Annotated in this window: 7 protein-coding genes; 1 reads left to right on the top strand and 6 read right to left on the bottom strand. The window is 43.4% G+C overall.

Features of this window, described 5'->3' with window-relative positions:
• Window positions 1-18: 18 nt before the first annotated feature.
• The 4 genes from AC1EK3_RS00305 to nrdD all read right to left on the bottom strand — a co-directional run bounded on the left by AC1EK3_RS00305 (window position 19) and on the right by nrdD (window position 7,361).
• On the bottom strand, window positions 19-2,070 hold the full coding sequence (locus tag AC1EK3_RS00305; protein WP_480033317.1) for an ABC transporter ATP-binding protein: 2,052 nt from the start codon (window positions 2,068-2,070) through the stop codon (window positions 19-21).
• A gap of 2 nt (window positions 2,071-2,072) precedes the next feature.
• On the bottom strand, window positions 2,073-3,947 hold the full coding sequence (locus AC1EK3_RS00300) for an ABC transporter ATP-binding protein (RefSeq protein ID WP_480033318.1): 1,875 nt from the start codon (window positions 3,945-3,947) through the stop codon (window positions 2,073-2,075).
• Between the two features lie 69 nt (window positions 3,948-4,016).
• The gene (nrdG, locus tag AC1EK3_RS00295) at window positions 4,017-4,724 is read right to left on the bottom strand and encodes an anaerobic ribonucleoside-triphosphate reductase activating protein (RefSeq protein WP_480033319.1); all 708 of its coding nucleotides are present in this window, start codon (window positions 4,722-4,724) and stop codon (window positions 4,017-4,019) included.
• Window positions 4,725-4,943: 219 nt separating this feature from the next.
• On the bottom strand, window positions 4,944-7,361 hold the full coding sequence (nrdD, locus tag AC1EK3_RS00290; RefSeq protein ID WP_415687461.1) for an anaerobic ribonucleoside-triphosphate reductase: 2,418 nt from the start codon (window positions 7,359-7,361) through the stop codon (window positions 4,944-4,946).
• Window positions 7,362-8,443: 1,082 nt separating this feature from the next.
• On the opposite strand from nrdD, the gene AC1EK3_RS00285 reads away from it, so the two are divergent.
• Complete coding sequence (locus AC1EK3_RS00285; protein ID WP_004107331.1) at window positions 8,444-8,866, top strand: DUF3052 domain-containing protein; 423 nt, start codon at window positions 8,444-8,446, stop codon at window positions 8,864-8,866.
• Between the two features lie 428 nt (window positions 8,867-9,294).
• On the opposite strand, the gene AC1EK3_RS00280 is transcribed toward AC1EK3_RS00285, so the two are convergent.
• Window positions 9,295-11,229, bottom strand: coding sequence for a DEAD/DEAH box helicase (locus tag AC1EK3_RS00280; RefSeq protein ID WP_480033363.1), 1,935 nt, complete (start codon window positions 11,227-11,229; stop codon window positions 9,295-9,297).
• Window positions 11,230-11,537: 308 nt separating this feature from the next.
• Window positions 11,538-17,318, bottom strand: coding sequence for a MiiA motif-containing surface protein (locus AC1EK3_RS00275; protein WP_480033742.1), 5,781 nt, complete (start codon window positions 17,316-17,318; stop codon window positions 11,538-11,540).
• Window positions 17,319-17,513: the final 195 nt, after the last annotated feature.

The following is a 17,513-nucleotide window of genomic DNA, read 5'->3' as shown; positions in this document are numbered from 1 at the left end:
CGGCACAAAATCAAGCTATTATTCAAGCTCAACAGCTCCAGTGCAAAGCTGATAATACTCCCCACGTTTTGCCAATAATTCCTCATGCGAACCGCGCTCAATGATGCGACCGTGATCCAGCACCATAATCACATCAGAATTGCGCACTGTAGACAGCCTGTGAGCGATTACAAACACAGTACGCCCTTCCATCAAAGAATCCATTCCATGTTGAACTAATTCTTCAGTATGCGTGTCAATCGATGAAGTTGCTTCATCGAGAATTAACACAGGCGGATTTTCTACTGCAGCACGAGCAATAGAAATAAGCTGCTTCTGACCTTGAGAAAGCCCTTCACCGCCATTGTTAAGCTGCGTATTGTATCCGTCAGGAAGATGAGAAATAAACGCGTCAGCATGGGCCAATTTTGCAGCTTGAATACAATCTTCATCGCTAGCATCAAGATTTCCATAACGAATATTGTCCATTATTGTGCCAGTAAATAAATTCACATCTTGTAAGACAGTGCCAATAGCGTGACGCAAATCCGTTTTGCAAATATCGCGCACATCGATGCCATCATACAAAATTTGTCCATCATCGATGTCGTAAAAACGCGTAAGTAAATTCGCAATAGTAGTTTTTCCAGCACCTGTAGCTCCAACAAGAGCAACTTTCTGACCAGGCTTTGCAAACCACGTAATATCGTGCAAAACAGGATGATTCTCTTTGTAACCAAACACCACATCCGTAAAACGTACGTCACCTCGAAGCAAAGTATAGCGGCCATCTTTAGAAGTGCGAGCATCTCGCTTTGCATGGCACACAATCTCTTGAGCCATTTCGCTTAAGTTTTGAGCGCGCTTAGTTGCTTTAGTGCCGTTATCTTTAGCATCACGCTTCCAAGCCCAATAAATATTCGCGCCTTCTTCTTTTTCGTCAACTTCTTGCAAAACTTTAAATGTTGATTCGTCAGAAAGCTGCTTAGAAGATTGGCAAATCTTTACTTTTACAAGGCGAACAGTGCCAGCATCTGACTCAGGTTCTTCGTCAAGAAGTTCAAAAATACGAGAAGCTCCTGCGAGAGCCATCATAAGTGCGTTAGCTTGCATTGTAATTTCGCCAATAGGATTAATAAATGCGCGCGAAAGTGCCAGCAAAGATATAAGCGTACCCAATGTAAGAGTACTAGATCCAGCTAATCCCAGCGTTGGCAGACCAGCTGAAGCAGACCACGCACCGAGTAAAGCAATTAATACATAAAGCAAATAGCTTGCATTACTAATAACAGGCATTACGTTATTTGCATAAGAATTCGCACTTGCAGAAATTTTTTGCACTTTTTCTATGCAATTATCTAATTTTTCAATAGAATCTGCTTCATGATTGAAAATTTTAATTACTTTGCTTCCAGTTGCAGATTCTTCGACAAACTCATTTAACTCGCCTAATGCATGCTGGAATTGCTCAAATAAACTGCCAGATTTCTTTAGCATAAAACGCACTAAATAAAGCAATATTGCAGTAAATATAGCTACAAAAACTGCAACCGGAAGCGATAAGCACATAATAGATATAAACGCTGCCAAAATTGACATTAGTGCAGAAAAAGAGTCCGGAAAAGCCCACGAAATTGCTTCACGAAGAACCTCAGTATCGTTTGTGTAACGGCTCATAATATCGCCGTAACCTTGAGAATCTAAGTAACGCAATGAAAGCTTCTGCTGATGCTTAAACATCGAGTCTCGCAAATCACGCATAACACTTTCAGATATATTCGCAACAAGCCTGCTCCAAAGCCAAGAACAAAACACGCCAACAGCGAAAACACTTGCCATCAGAATAATCATGCGAACAAGAGGCATCCAATCCTGATTATGCTTACCGACAAGCGGAAGAATATACGAGTCAACAAGAGATTGCAAAAACACTGCGCTTGCAGCTTGCACAATTGCGCTAACTATTATTGATGCAATAATTACGCAAATTTTAACTCGATACACAAGCACATAAGAGGCAAGTCTGCTAAGAGTTTTCCAACTAATAGCTGAATCTTTTTTAGAAGAGTGAGCAGTTTTATTATTAGACATTTTCACTTAGCTCCTTCTTCTTTAGTTGCGCTAGTTATGCGACTTTTTTCTTGAGAAATCGCCATATTTCTGTAAATTTCACAAGATTTAAATAACTCATCATGCGAACCTTTGGCAACAACACGACCATCTTTAAGAACAACAATAATATCTGCATGTTCGATTGAAGATATGCGCTGAGCAACGATAATTTGCGTAGAATCAGGCATAAACTTTTTCAAGCCATCGCGAATTTTACTATCAGTTTTCATATCAACTGCACTCATCGAGTCGTCGAGGATTAAAATTTTCGGCTTCCTCAAAAGTGCGCGCGCAATGCACAAACGCTGTCGCTGACCACCGGAAACATTCTTACCACCCTGGTCAATATGCGTATTGTAGCCGTCTGGTAAATCTTTAATAAACTCATCAGCACAAGCAATTTCGCAAGCTTGACGCAAATCATCATCGCTTGCTTCCGCTCTGCCCCAGCGAAGATTTTCTGCAATTGTGCCACTAAACAAAATATTTTTTTGTAGAACAACACCAATTTCTTCACGCAAACTAGAAGAATCATAATCGCGAATATCTTTTCCGCCTACAAAAAGAGTGCCAGAAGTTACGTCATAAAGTCTTGCAATTAATTGCACTAAACTTGATTTTCCAGATCCCGTTGCGCCAACAACGCCAACAGTTGCTCCAGAAGGAATAGATATATTTATATCGTGTAAAATTTCCTGTTCTGCTGGAGTAGATTCATCTGTATTATCCGATTTAGGATAGCGTAACGAAACATTTTCAAAACGCACAGAAGAGTCAGAAAGCTTTGTAAGTGGATGCTTTGAAATAACTTCAGTATTTCGAGATTGCAAAACCTTTGAAATACGATGCATCGAAGCTCGAGCTGTTAACGACATTACAAAAACTGCAACTAAATTCGCTAAAGCAAACAAAATTTGCAAAGCATACACCACTAATGCAGCAAGATTTCCTGTTGTTAAACCAAAAGCAGGATTATTTCCGGAAGCCACAATTTCGTGCGAAGCCAACCACGCAATAAGCAGCATTCCAGAATAAAAACATAAGTTAAACAAAGGAATACTGCAATTTAACACATACTCAGCTTTAATAAAATAATCATAGATTTTATGCGAAATACGCGTAAAACGACTTATTTCATAATCAGAACGCACATAAGACTTTACTACGCGAATATTATGCAAATTCTCACCAACTCGATTATTCATCTCGTCAATCATTCGATAAATTCGAGAAAATGCTGGAGCAACTATACTCGCACCAAAAGCGCCAATTGCACCAACAATAGGCACAAACGAAAGAAAAACCCACGAGATAGCAGGGCTAATTGAAAAAGTAAACCACCAAGCAGTGATGATAATCATAACGCTGCGAACACCAGAGCGAATAATCATTTGATAAGCAAATTGCACATTTGACACATCGCTAGTCATACGCGTAACAACAGTGCCACTAGAAAACTTATCTAAATCAGAAAAACTTAAACTTTGCAAGCGTGAAAACATGTTGTGACGCAAATTTTTACCAAAACCAGCACTAGAATGCGCGCAGCAAATACCAGAAATAATGCCTGTAATCATTGCAATTGCAGCAAAAATGAGCAATTGCAAACCATAATATTGCACAGCTTCTTGAGAACGTGACATAATGCCAAAATCAATAAGATTTGACATTACTGTAGGGATTGCAATTTGCATAGCAGCTTCAACGAGAATAGCAACAGCTGTTAAAACGCCAAGAAAACGGTACTTTTTTAAAGAACTCAGTATTGTTCGAAGTGCTCGAGGGGCATAGTCTTTTTTACGAGAATCTTTTTTCGATTCATCAAACTCACTTGGCTTCTCAGACTTCTCTGCCATTCTTCCCCTACTCTAAATCAAATACTTATGTTTAATAATATCACCTTTGAATATAAGGCAGGCAGGGGTTTACGAAGCATCACCTTCGCCTTGCGCGCGATCTTTGCCGTAAATTGACGGAATAAAACGCTCCTGATCGTGAAGCTTTTCCCAGATTACAGGAGGATTTTGCGGATTTTCCAATGACTTTGGCACATCAATAATGCGCTGATTGCTAGAGCCGCGGAATTGCAAAAGCGAATCATGCAAATCCTTCATATAGCGGCCGTCAACAAGAATATCAATGTAACGCAAAAGCTCAAGCTTATCAGGCGTCTCCCCTGGGCGCATAAGCTCTTCCCAAGTGTATCCAGTCCAACTCCAAATATCTTTCGTATTGCCAAACTCTTTTCGAATGCGCTTACACAAAGGAAGCAAAATGCCAGTATTAAGCAGCGGCTCACCGCCAAGAAGCGTCAAACCTTGCACATAAGGCTGCGCTAAATCTTCCATGATTTGATCTTCAAGCTTTTGAGTATAGGGATGGCCTGCGCGAAAATCCCAAATCGACTCGTTATAGCACTCAACGCAATGGAACGGGCAACCTGAGACGTAAATCGAGCAACGAATTCCCTCGCCGTCAGTCATCAAAAAACGCTTGTAATCGGCAATCATGCCCTGACTCATGCGCTCACTAGACCACTGTCCTGCGCGAGGGTTATTTGAAAGAGAGGTAGGAATCCACGGTCCACGATTCACATCTGCAGGCGCAAAATCGTGCAAACTAATGCGAGCCATATCCAACCCCCTTTCAAACCAAATAAACAACTAAAAATAAACAACCAAATTTGCGAAAATAAAATAAATCCAGCCGTTAGAAAGTGCAATCACAAAACGCAATACATTTCTAACGGCCAGATTATCACCAAACAACAAACACAAGAAAAGCTATTTATTTAGCTAAATTATCTAGTCATACTTATTTTACTAAGTTTCAACATAGTTAATTAGCTAAGTTTATTTTGTTTCCTCATACCATTCGCGAGATTCACCGTTGTTAAGAGTCACGTGACCAGTTTCGCCAGACATGTGCTTTACGCGGTGAGCGATTTCTTCGTGACGTCCGTGAACCATTGGGCGCTGAACAGGATTGCCCAAGTAGCCGCAAGTACGCTTAGTCACATTGCACTTATCCGGGTCGCTGTTTCCGCACTCCGGGCAGCGGAAGCCTTCTTTAGTCGGCTCAAAATCACCCTGGAATCCACAAACGAAGCAATGATCGATTGGAGTATTCGTACCCAAGTAGCCGATGCCAATCTTATAAGCGTAATCCCAAACGGCTTCCAAAGCCTTAGGATTCGCCTGCAAGCATGGGAACTCGCAGTAGTTAATAAAGCCGCCGGAAGCAAGATACGGGAAGTCAACCTCGTAACGAAGCTTCTCCATAGGAGTTGGCTGCAACCAAACCGGGTAATGGAAGGAATTAGTGTAGAAGTCGTGATCGGTTACGCCTTCAATGCGACCGAACTTCTGGCGATCCATGCGGTTAAAGCGGTCAGTCAAAGACTCAGCAGGAGTTGAGTAAACAGAATAATGGTAGCCTTCAGCCTTTGACCACTGCTGACAAAGCTTATTCATGCGACGAACCAAAGAAAGCGCAAACTCCTTGCCTTCCTCATTCCAGCTGTGATCTTGCATCCAATCCTTGCCGAAGAACACTGCAGTAGTTTCGTACAAGCCAATGTAACCAAGAGAAACGGTTGCGCGCTCGTTACGGAACAGCTGATCAACGCTCTCGTTAGCTTCCAAACGACCAAAAGCACCGTAACGGAACAGCGTTGGAGCATTCACAGGAGTTGCTTGCTTGCAACGCATAATGCGGAAGCGCAAAGCCTGGTGAGCAACTTCCATACGCTCGTCGAAAAGCTTCCAGAAGCGAGTCACATCGCCGTGAGATTCAAGAGCAATACGTGGCATGTTAACAGTCACAACGCCAAGATTCATACGGCCATCTTCAACGTCCTTACCAGTTTTTGGATCAATCCAACCCTGGAGGAATGAGCGGCAACCCATAGGAGCCTTGAAGGAGCCAGTAATCTTAACAATATTCTCATAGAACACAACGTCTGGATACATGCGCTTAGTAGAGCACTCAAGCGCAAGCTGCTTCAAATCGTAGTTCGGGTCGCCAGCGTCTGCGTTTACGCCGTGCTTAATAGTAAACACAAGCTTAGGGAAGATTGCAGTGTGGCGATCTTTGCCGAGGCCGCGAATACGGTTAAGCAAAATAGCGCGCTGAATTTCACGAGCAAACCAAGAAGTACCCAAACCAAATCCAACAGTTACGAACGGAGTCTGACCGTTAGAAACGCGGTTGGAATTAATTTGATATTCCATAGTTTGCATAGCGTCGTAAATAGCTTTACGCGTCATAATCTTTGCGTAAACTTCACGAAGCTGATCAAGCTCGCTCAAGTTTTCATCAAAAGGAGTATCAGCTGGCAGTGGATCCCTGTCCAAGCAGTGCAGATTCTTAGGCTCCTGAGCCTTCAAGCCGTCAATCATATCTTTTGCGACTTGAATTGGCGTAGAATCAGGAATCATTGCGTGAGCCATAGCAAGATTCTTGTCGTAATCGCACTTAGCGTAAGGCTCAAGCATCTCGTCTGCACGATTAACTGTTTGACCGCCGTATTGCGCTCCAGCAATATCCTTAATAATTTGCGTAACCTGAGTTGCAGCGGTACCAATAGACTTTGGGCTATCCATCATTGCGTTACCAAGAGCAAAGCCCTTAGCAAGCATATCGCCAAAATCAGGAAGCGAGCAGTTGCTCATGCAAGTAAATGGCGAATAATCAGCGTCGTGGAAGTGAATATCACCCTTCATATGAGCGTTAGAAACTGCGTGAGGAAGCATAGAGAACGCAGAAGCCTTAGAAACAGCGCCTGCAAGAAGATCACGCTGAGTTGCGTAAACATTAGAATCCTTGTTGGCGTTTTCGCGAACAAGAGACTCATCACGGTTCACAAGGCGGTTAACAGCCTCGTTGATATCAGTAGCTTTAGCGCGATCAATATCGCGGTTCAGGCGGTAGCTCGTGTAGCAACGAGCAACCTCATAAAGGTGATTTTCAATAAGACCATGCTCAACAAGAGTCTGAATATCTTCAATCTTTGCTGGACCATTGTAACGATCTTGAATTTCAGCCTCAATATGATCAGAAATATTACGAATCAACTGCTCTTCTTGCGGACCGACTTCCTTGCCCAAATCCTTAAAAGCAGCCTTAATTGCCATAATGATATTCAGCGGATCAAAATCAACTACGCGACCATCGCGCTTTTCGACCTGCACGCGAGAAACTGGAGCTTCAACTACATCATCCGTACAATTTTCTGCGCTTGTGACAGCAGTTTCTTCCAAAACCTGCATCGGTACAGACCTTTCTCAAACACCGTTCCTTCTAGCAAATTCTCTCGTTGCGAATATGGGAACTATTTTTAACAACTCGCTCTACTATAACCCAACTCATGCACAATATCTAGGGCAAGACGCAAAGATAACCACCTATATATAGTGATTTTTGTCACAATCGCGATTTTTGAGGCGTGTCGAGGAGGAGGTAGGCTTGATTGCTGGCGTGTTAAGTTTCTTTAGTGTTGATTTTTTGTTTTAGACGTTCTCGAGTATCGTCTATGAGTTTTGGCTGGTGTTTGGCTGGCGGGTTTCTTTTTGTGATTGTGAGTGGTGGGTGTTACTTGTCTCGCAGCGCTACGCTCTTATACCTTACTTGGACTTAGCGGTTGCGTAGTTAAGTTTAGTTTTTTACTTACTTTTTCTGCAAAAATAGTATTCGCCAACAAGATTATTACTATCGCTCCGCTTTTATATTGCTCGACCAAGCAACACCCACCCCTCACTACTAGTAAAACCGCTAGTGTTCTTTGGTGTGGTAGGAGTCTTGGTGTGATGTGTGCAGCAGCGTGAATGCTAGTGTTCTTTAAGCAACAAGTACTCAGCGTCTGCAGAGCAATACTGCTAAAGTTCACTAAGCAATAAATAATCGCCGTTAGCAAAGCATTACTGCAAAGCTACAGACGCAACGTTTGCAAAGCACTGGTGCAAAGCTTCAGGAGGTTTGGGGAAATACGACCGAAACTTCACACGACTGTAAAGTTTCTGCCGTTTTTTGGTGCGTAGGCGGCATAAACTGCGCGCGACTGTAAAGTTTCTGCCGTTTATTCGCGCACAACCGACCTTTATTTTACACCGCTGTAAAGCTTCTGCCGTTTTTTAGCGCGTATCCGACCTTTATTTTACAGCGTTGTAAAATTTCTGCCGTTTATTGGCATGCAACCGACCTTTATTTTACAGCGTTGTAAAGCTTCTGCCGTTTCTTGGCGCGTAGCCGACCGAAACTTTACACGAGCGTAAACAGAGCAGGATTACTTAAGTAAGTGCAATACACGCCGTTGTAGGCGCGCACTTCGTGACGCTTTGATATATTGAATCACGTGGAACAGATAGCTTTTCAGCATGCACAGGAATTCGGATTCCAACCAGGAGACATTGTGCAACAATGGCTCTGGGATGACGATGTTGACGAAACAATTTGCGAAAGCATCGAGAAACTTACCGGCGAAGAGTTGGTAGATGAGGATTACGACGCTGCTGTTGATGGTGTGATTATTTGGTGGCGCGACGGCGACGATGAAGATGAGCTCGCAGATACCATTATGGATGCCACAAATATGCTTGACGATGACGCGCCTATGTGGGTTCTTACTCCAAAACCAGGTCGCGAAGGTTCCCCAAGTTCTAGTACAGTTCAATCTGCAGCAAAAACAGCTGGCATGAACGCAGCCACTCCGTTAACAGTAAGTGCTGACTGGAATGGTGTGCAATTGCGAGCATTTGGTAAAGGTCAATCCAAGTAGTATTTGCTAGTTGTATATTTGCTAGTTGCAGTATTTGCTAGTTGACGTAACTATCTTAACCGACCGTTGGTTTGCGTAACTGCTTGTTTAGCTGCCTGTTTAACAGCCTGTTTGCTTAATTGCTAGCTTTGCTTATTGCTAAGTCGCTTATTTCTTGCTTATTTCTTGCTTATTGCTTGCTAACTCGCTACTTACTTTTGTAGTATTGCGCTGTTTTTGTCGAAAATACCAATCCATCCGATACTTTCGACAAAAAACGGGACAATTCTGTCGAAAACACCAAACAATTTGGTGAAATCGACAAAACGCACAAAAATAGTGCAAATAAAAGCGCGCGGAGAGAAATATACCAGCCTCGCAATGCCACAAAACTAACGGCCGCTACGTAATGCCACCAAACTAACTGTCGTTAACGCAATGCCGCCAAACTAACGACCGAAGCGATTAACACGGTTACCACGCTCGCCACGTTTACCGTGCCAACGACGCTCGCTGCGTTCGCCACGTTCGCTGCGTTTATTGCGTTCATTGCGTTCACCGCTACTGCTGTGACCGTTACGTTCGCCGCGCTCGCCGCGCTCACCACGCTCACTCTCACGACCATGTTCACCGCGCTCACCGCGTTGCCCACGTACGCGCCCACGACCACCGCGTCCACGACCGCGACCTTTACGCTTCTGCTGCTCTGGCTCCGGCATACTCCAGCCTTCTTGAAGCTCAGCAGCTTCACCCACAATCTCATCTAGAACTTGCGAAGCAGGATTCACATCCTCAGCTTTCGCATGAATTCCAGCCTTACGAAGCATCATATGAGCAGCGCGCTTTTGATTAGGAAGCACAAGCGTTACAACATCGCCTTCTTCACCAGCTCGAGCAGTGCGACCCGAACGATGCAAGAAAGACTTAGGATCCTCAGGAGGCTCAGTTTGCACAACCAACGCAACGTCACTAATGTCAATACCTCGCGCAGCAACGTCCGTAGCAACTAGCACACGCACCAAGCCTTCAGCGAACACAGCCAAATGACGATCTCGCTGATTCTGCGACAAATTACCTTGCAAATCGACTGCAGGAATACCTTGCTGCACAAATTTTTTCGCCATATTTTTCGCTTGATATTTCGTGCGCGTAAAGAATATAGAACGTTTCTTTCCGGAAGCAAGCTTTCGCAAAACTTCGTACTTATCCCCTGCTGACACAGCAAAAATATGATGCGTCATAGTGTCAACTTGGCAATCAGCATCATCCACAGCATGAACGACAGCGTTTGGAAGGAAACGCTCAACTAATGTAGAAACTTGCTTATCAAGCGTTGCAGAAAACAGCATGCGTTGACCATCTGGCGCAACTTGCTCAAGAAGTCTAGTAACAGCAGGAAGGAATCCCATATCCGCCATTTCGTCTGCTTCGTCGAGCACACTAACCATCACTTTTTCAAGCGTAAGCGCCCCCTGACGCAGCAAATCTTCCAAACGACCAGGGCAAGCAAGCACAATCTGCGCACCCTGCTTAAGTTGCGATACCTGACGCTGGTATCTCACGCCTCCATACACTGTCACAGTACGCATGCCATAAGCTGCAGCAAGCGGCGCTATTACGTCATCAATTTGATGCACAAGTTCGCGAGTTGGAGCAAGAATTATTGCTCTAGGAGCAGGAATATCGCTAGACTCGCGCGACTTACGGTTTTTACCAGAATTAATTAAATCAACAAAATTCTCAGCTAAACGCGCAACAAGTGGAATAGAAAATGCTAATGTTTTACCGCTTCCTGTGCGACCTCGCCCTAGGATATTCGCACCTTGTAAGGAATCGGGAAGCGTTGCTTGTTGAATTGGGAATGCAGTGGTTTTACCATCCGCGCGCAACACTTCTACTAAAGGCTCTGGAACGCCAAGTTGCGCAAAAGTTACATCGTCACGGTAATTTTCACGAGATTCAATAGCAGAGTCTGGAATAATTGTTGCGTTATGAGAATCTTGCTTTTGCTTTTTTGAAGTAGCGCGCAAAGATATTGCAGAATTTTGTTTTTCATTATTAGATTTTGCAATATTATTCTTAGCAATATTATTCTTAGCAACATTATTTTTAGCATTATTATGCTTAGCAAAATCTTGTTCAGCATCCGCAATAGCCACTTCTTCATAACGCAAGGCTTTTTCGCGCGCTTTTTGACGAGCTTTTTCTGCTTTGCGATTGCGCTCCCTGCGCGAATTGAACTCGTGATTAGAACCGTAATTTTTATGACTACCCTGATATTCAAAAGGATTGCGTTTTTCAGCTGATTTCCTAGTATTTTTGACATTCTTGGTATTCTTTGCGCCTCGCTTTTGAGCGAACGCAGCATGATGAGTATGCGGCACAATAGCCTTTCGTAAAATATGTGTATTCAAAACTTAAATTTCAAAACGTGAACTAATCGAGCCTAGCACACGCCTGGCACAATAACGGCAAATGTTGTCAAAAAGCACCAAGACGCTCGCACTAAAGCGCGAAGGCCAGAAAAATCACCGGCAAATGTTTCCGCCAATCAAGAATGCAAAAGCCCCACCGTGAAGAATCACAGGTGAGGCTTTAGTCAGTTTACTTAGAAGATTATGTAAGCTTAGAGCTAAGCGCACGTGAACTTACATAACTTGCAAAATCTTTACAGGTTTTGCAACTGCATCGCTTACTTGTTGCTGTGGCGAGAAATACCACGACGCTTAGCAGCGAATAGAGCGGCACCGGCAGCACTAATAGTTGCAGCAAACAAGCCAAATGCAGACACGTCACTACCAGTCTTACTGAGCTGAGCAACACTACCACTCTTCAACACCTGAGCGCGCACAGAAGCACGAACATCAGCTGCATGAGCCTTAGCAGCAGCCAAAGCCTTACGAGCGGCAGCAAGCTTACGAGCTGCAGCATCAACCTGAGCCTGAGTTGCATTAGGATCAGCAGCAACCTTCTTAGCTTCAGCCAAAGCAGCGTCCAAAGCAGCTTGAGCCTTAGAAACTTGAGCATCTGCCTGCTTCACAGCCTGGTTACTCTCAACAGCAGCATTCACAGCAGCAGAATTTGCTCCATTAGCATTATTAGCGTTAGAGGCGTTGGAACCATCATTAGCGTTAGCAGTGTTGTTGTTACCGTTACCAGCATTACCGGCGTTGTTAGAGCCAGCGTTACCTGCACCAGCGTTACCGTTACCAGCATTACCAGGCTGCAAATCAGACTCAGCACTATCAATCTGAATGTTCAACTCGCCCTTATCCACAGTAGTAGGCGCGTTATCATTCACACCATAACCTGCTTCAGAATCAGGGTTGACATCGCCAGTTCCGGCACCAGTTCCAGCACCAGGAGTTGGAATTGGGCTTGGAGTTGGTGTTGGGGTCGGGGTCGGAGTTGGAGTTGGAGTTGGCTCGACTGGTTTCTTACCATCAAGAGCCTCTTCAGCTGCCTTAAGCTTTGCAAGAGCATCATCCAAAGCCTTCTGCTTATTCTCCTTGGTGTCAAGATGATCGTCTGCGCTAGCCTGCTTCTTACCAGTCAGCTTATCGATAAGCTCCTGAGCATCCTTAAGAGCATTATCAAACGCGGTCTTCTTTTCCGTCGTTGTAGAATACGTATACTTATCTGAGTTCTTAACCTTGCTGTCCTTATCAATCTCTTCTTGCAACGGCTTGGTGTTAACACCATCCAAAGCAAGGCGAGCCTTAATAAGCTTGTCAAGAGCTTCGTCAACAGCCTTCTGAGCTGTTGCTTCCTCTTCAGCACTCATCTTCTTGGCATCAGGCTTCTTAGTATCTTCAGCAGTTTGCAAAGCGGTTTCAGCAGCAGTCAAAGCCTTGTCAAACGCAGTCTTCTTATCTTGAGAAGCAGTGGTATAAACCGAATCGCCCTTAGTTGCAGGAGATACCGTAGTATCTGGCTTCAAGCCCTTATCAGACTTAATCTCAGCAGCAAGAGCATCAGTCTTAAGACCAGCACTTTGAGCATCAGGATCGATGGCCTGCATTGCCTTAAGAAGATCCTTGTACAGCTCATTAACCTGATCCGCAGTCTTGGCGTCGCCCTGATCAGCCTTAGTTAGAGTTGTTGCATCCGCGAGATAGCCATCGAAAGCTTTCTTCTTATTCTGATCATCGTCAGAATTAGTAAGCTTAGAATACTTGCCGTCTTTCTCATTCTTAAAGTCGTTGGCTTTCTTCTTCAACTCTTCAAGACGAGCCATAGCATTATCGGTGTTTGCAGCATTTGCGAGCGCATCATCAATGTCGTCAGAAGTTGTACCGTCATCATTGGTGTGATTACCAGCATCAGTACCATTGATGATTGCCTTGAAAGCATCCTTTTGAGCCTTGTTTAAATGCTTAAATTCATCAATCTTCTTTAGAGCATCGGCAATCTTTTGAGCCTTCAGCGCGCGATCAGCAATACCCGTTGGGTCGCCAAGCTTCTTTGCATTATTGATGTCATCAATAGCCTTCTGCTTGTCAGCATCTGGGAGATTGCTATCTTGAATGCGCTTCTTCTGAGCATCCTTTTCCTTAGTTAGAGCGTCAGGATTATCGTTGTCGTTACCAGAAGTATCGCGCTTGCCCTTAGCACCTTCGATTGCCTTGTTTGCATCCTCAAACGAAGTTTTCACGCTATCAACAGCTGTCATGATGTCAGAAGGCTTTGTTGCGTTAGTTACAGTAGTCTTAGCATCATTGATTGCCTTAGTGGCAGCTTCATACTTATCTTTAGCTGATTTCTTTTGATCTTCAGTCAAAGCATTATATGCTGCATCAAGCTCCGCCTTCTTAGCATCAAGCTTCGCAACACCAGCAATCTTGGCATTCTGCTCATTACTTGTATTCTGGCGCTTAGCTGCGTCAAGAGCATTCTTAATCTCTTCTGCAGTAGCAGCAGGATCCTTCTTTGCAAGAGCATCTTCCAAAGCAGTGAGGGCTTTATCCTTCTTGGTTATGTCAGCACCGATTAACTCTTTAAGAGCCTTATCGTCATCGCTGTTATCATTGCCGTGGCTTAAGAACGGAAGCTCCCCGACCTTAACAAGCTTGTGTGCTTCATTAAGATTATTAGCTTCATCTAAAATCTTCTGAACTTCTTCAGGAGTCTTAGCACCAGGATTGGTAGCATCCCCACTCTTTCCATTCAGCTTTTCCTTGAGCTTATCCTTTTCTTCTTTAGTTAGATTATCGAGCTTGTCGATTGCATCAGAAGCTTTCTTCTTGTCATCTTGAAGCTGTTGTTTTTGCTTCTTCTCGCGCTCCTTCTTATCCTTCTCTTTTTGCTCTTTTTCGCGCTTCTCCTTTTCTTCGTTCTCTTTCTTCTTGATATCGTTAGGATTTACATTATTCTTACCAGCCTGTTCGCTGGCTTCCTTAAGAATATTCTGGATTTTCTCTTTGGTATCGGTATCAGCCTTGTCAATCTTATCCTTGAACTGTTTCTTCTGCTCATCAGTAAGCTTAGGATTGCGGTCGATTTGCTGCTTCGCCTGCTCTTTAAACTTCTTGAGGTCTTCAGCAGATGGAGTTGGGTTTTGTTCCTTAGACTTTGGAGTAAACAAATCAGCTTTCTTAATACGAATCAGTTCTTCCGCATTAGCGCTGGTAGTACCTGCTTTCCAGCCACGAACAACCAAATCTCCGGTCTTTGAATCAACAACTACACTCGTCACACCACCTGCTTGCCTATCCCCAGTGTAAATATTCAAGCCGGATGTTCCACTTGTAGCAGGAGTTAAGCCATACGTGTTCGCATTGTTGACAGAAAGAACAGTAGCACTCTTAGAATAAGCATTCTCGAGCTTTGACCAATCATTTGTCGTATAGTTCTTCTTCAAGAACTGATCTACAACAATCTTCTTGTAATCATCATCGTTTGGCTCACCATCATGATCCAACGTCAACTTCTCAAAGTTGTACTTATACTCAACTGGCTTTGGCTTCTGATAATCAGCAATCTTCTTGATAAGATCACGAAGAGTATTCTCATCAGTCATGCCATCAATATCTTTGTCAGTAGCTTTGAGAGTGTTCTTTATAACATCATCTGTTAAATCTCCAGCAGTCTTTCGCTTATCACGAATCTGCTTAGCAAGCTCTTTCAATTTTTCGATGGTGTTGTCTTTATTGTTATTCTTCTTGATGTAAATATCTTCGCTATCAATAAATAACTGTTGGGTCATACTATGATCAGTATCATCATCATCCTCTACAGGTGTAATATCATAATTAATTGTTATGTCTCCCAAATGAGAAACCATTACATCTACAATATGACCATCTCCACTACCATAAGGAGTCATTGATGGATCTTTTGCAGTTAAACCAGAACCCTCAATTGTGATAGTGTTACTACTACCGTCGTCCTTTATTGCAGGAACTGTACCGTTGTAATTCAACGTAATGAACTGCTTAAGAGCCTCTTGCCTTTCTGCTAACGTTGGAGAATCACCAGCAATGTTGACATGAGGAATTTTATATGTATATCCATCCTTAGTATCTTCATTTTTTTGCTGCGTAGGATTCTGAGCGCCAGTGCTACCTTTCTTAAACAGCAAAGACATAGGATAACGTTGATCTTTATAATCGTTTCCAGCCTTAAAAATAATTTCGCCGTTAGCAAAATCAAAATCAACGTCAGTAATAGTTACAGTCTCACCATCAGAATCCTTTGCTGTAAGCTTATTAAGCATACCTTTAAAAGCTCTAACTGCATCCTTGGCTGTATCACTTGCAGACGAAGCATTAAATGGGTCAAAGTTCGGTACAACCCTACTCTTAGTATTAGAGAAATCAACCGTGAACGTCTTCTTTTCTGCTGGCGTTGGAGTTGGATCAACCGGACCAGGAGTTGGAGCAGCAGGCTTCTTAGTTAAGAATTGCCAAGAAGGAATCTCTGTTGTTGAGCCATCTGCCCAAGTAATAATAGCGTTCTTGAAGTCTTTATCAAAGGTTACAGGAGTTACACCATTCTTCTTAGCTGCAGTATAAACATCCAAATCTTTATTTGCTTCGTCGAAGGCAGCTGTTACTTTCCCTTGCTCTTCTGTAGTCAAGCTAGTGAGATTTGCGACTTCAATTGGATCGGGTACCACGTAAGGCGCCCAATCGGAGATCTTTGGCCCTTGGAACACAAGCTCAGACGCAGGAATCGTAGCCTTTGAGCCATCTTCGTAAGTCACAACAAGGTTCTTGCCTTCTTTGTCGAAAGCAATAGCATTTTCCTTGGCAAGATGCTTGCTAAATTCGCTGCTATCAGGGTTCGCTTTATTAAACGCATCAATAACAGCCTTTTTATCATCATCACTTAACGCATCAGGCTTTACAACAGGTATGCGATCTGGCATAACTGGCTTATACTTATCACTATCAGTCTCGTCTTTTGTTACAAGCAGGCTCGCAGGAATCGTGCGCTTGGTACCGTCTTTAAAGGTGATAGTTGCAGAGCCATCCTTATTTACTACAACACCATTATCAGCAACCAATTCTTTATAGTACTTGGTGTTTTCATTAGCTTTTTCAATTTTGTCTTTAATTGCCTTTTGCTCGGCTTCACTTAAAGCGTTAGGATTCTTAACCTTCGTAACCTCTGGATACGCAAGCTTCAAATAATCCGCAATCTTTGGCGTATTGTGCTTTTGACCAACTGCATAGTGCCAGTTACCTGCAAAACGATAAACACCAGCCGCAAATCGCAAAGGATTCTTATCGCGCTCTTTCCATGCTGCATCTTCCATCTCGGAAATGTAAGTCATGTCATACCAACGCTGACCAGCAGATTCCCAGTCTACAAAAATACCCTTAAGGCCTTGAGTTTGCTTTTGGTATTCTTCCCATTGTTGTGCAGTATTGCCCGCATTATCGTAGCCTTTATTGTCTTTGGTACCCAAGCCCATAAGCTGTTTCCAGCCTTTGCTGGCAAGAATATTTTTGTCACTAAAATAATAATTAGAAATATTAGTCCATTCCTTAGGACTATTAAAATGTTTGTCAGAAACAGCGCCATAACCGTTTGCGTCGGTTGTAATATATTGCGAAGAACCAGCAGGTTTAACCTGCCCCTTGCCATTTTTTGTTAACTTTTCAATACGCTTAAATTGAATATCTTGAGGATCTTTCAAACCAGCAGGAACGCCAAACCACCACATAGGGCGGAACTTCCAATCATCAGCTGTAGCATTGTCATGGCAATTAGAAAGATAATGAACACGAACAAATTTTCCTAAAGGATCTCTTCCTTCAGTACCGCCAGCTTTGGCGTGCGCAAAGGTATCGTAATATTCAACGTCAATGTTGAAATGAGCCTCGGCATATTTTGCATCGGTTTTGAAACCGTAATAAACATTGTTGCCAGTGCCGTCTACATACCCGTCAGCATATGCAGGCAAAGGAGTAGAAACGAATACCCCCCCCCCCCAAGCACCATTGCGCCGGCAAGCATAGCTGCGCACACACTCTTAGAAAGTGGCGCGTAAATAACGCTGTTACTAGACTTTTGCATAGACTTTTGCAAATCAGCAAGATGCTTTGCATTCATGATCTTCTTCGCCATTATTCCTCACTTCAATAATGTGTCTTCCTTATGTTTCTGATTAGGCATAATTTGTAATATGCAATCATGCGGCAGCCAATAAATTAGCATTCGC

This window comes from Gardnerella sp. C0026F2 (genome assembly GCF_056590715.1).
The sequence above is the reverse complement of the archived record's forward strand: the minus strand, read 5'-3'. Positions and strand labels throughout refer to the sequence as shown.